Origin of the sequence: Burkholderia sp. HI2761, from assembly GCF_002223355.1 — a bacterium.
GTDB lineage: Bacteria > Pseudomonadota > Gammaproteobacteria > Burkholderiales > Burkholderiaceae > Burkholderia.
Map to the genome: position 1 here is coordinate 1 of NZ_NKFN01000022.1, position 1,306 is coordinate 1,306.

Consider the following 1,306-nt stretch of genomic DNA (forward strand, 5'->3'; position numbering starts at 1 on the left):
TGGAGTTGACCCTGTAATACCGGACACAGCGTCACACTAAGGTTGCTGAATCCATCGAGCGCCGGAACTCGCGAGGCGAGCGGTATTTCAGCGCGCTATGGGGATGCTTCTCGTTGTAATGCTCGAACGCGATGGCCAAGTTGCGTGCAGCAGTCGCTGCGTCTGGCTTCGGCATGAAGGCGACGTAGTCGCGTTTCATCGTCTTCACGAAGCTCTCGGCCATCCCATTACTTTGTGGGCTGCACACCGGCGTGGTCAATGGCTTCAGGCCGATGGCCGCTGCAAACCGGCGCGTATCGTCGGCCGTATAGCCCGAACCGTTGTCGCTCAGCCACTCGATTTCGGACGGTGTATGCAGTTCGTTGCCAAACCGATTTTCCACTGCAGCCAGCATCACGTCGCGCACGATGTCACCGCTGTGACCTGCCGTCGTAGCCGCCCAGCTCATCGCTTCGCGGTCGCAGCAGTCCAGCGCGAACGTCACTCGCAGCGGCTCGCCGTTGTCGCAGCGGAACTCGAAGCCGTCCGAGCACCATCGCTGATTGCTGCGCGCGACGGCCACCTTGCCGTCGTGTCGACGTTGGGGGCGAGGCGGAAGCGGCCGGCGCTGCATCAGCAACCCGTGCGTGCGCATGACGCGATAGATGCGCTTGGCATTGAATGGCACCAGCCCAACCGCGATGCGCTCGTCGCGCAATATGCCCCAAACCCGGCGATAGCCATAGCTGGGCAAATCGCCGATGACCCGGCGGATTTCCTCGACCGCGGCCGCGTCGTCAGTCTGCCTTGATTGACGGCCATCGCGCCACGTCGCCGGACGCGACAGTCGTGCCGATACGTTCGAGCGCGACACGCCGAGAACTTCACAAACCAGTTTCACTGGTCGTCCTCCGGCAGCGAGGGCGAGTGCGCTATCCATTTTTTTGCCCGACCGTACTCGACTGCTTCGCGGAGAATCTCGTTCTCCATGGTCTTCTTGCCGAGCATCCGTTGCAGCTCACGAATCTGCTTGAGCGCGTCGGCCAGCTCCGAGGCAGGAACCACTTCCTCGCCAGCCTTGACCGCTGACAGGCTCCCGTCCTGGTACAGCTTGCGCCAGTGGAACAGTTGGTTCGGGTTCACGCCCTGCTGGCGCGCGACCATCGAAACCGATTTCCCCGGCTCGAAACTCTCGCGAACCATCGCCAGCTTCTGCTCCGCCGTCCAGCGCCGCCGGCGCTCCGGGCCCGTCAACGCTTCCATCACTTCCTGCCTGGTGTTAGTCAAAAACACAGTCTTATGCCTACCCGTTATTGTAAGTGGGTAA

The 1,306-nt window shown here is 61.8% G+C and carries 1 protein-coding gene; it reads right to left on the reverse strand.

Going from position 1 to position 1,306, the window contains the following annotated elements; translation table 11 throughout:
* Positions 1-31: 31 nt before the first annotated feature.
* Positions 32-1,242, reverse strand: a protein-coding gene (locus CFB46_RS34935; RefSeq protein WP_089502508.1) for an IS3 family transposase whose coding sequence is annotated in 2 segments (ribosomal slippage) — positions 32-927 and positions 927-1,242 — 1,212 coding nt in all. Because the reading frame shifts where the segments join, the coding sequence is not laid out codon by codon here.
* Positions 1,243-1,306: the final 64 nt, after the last annotated feature.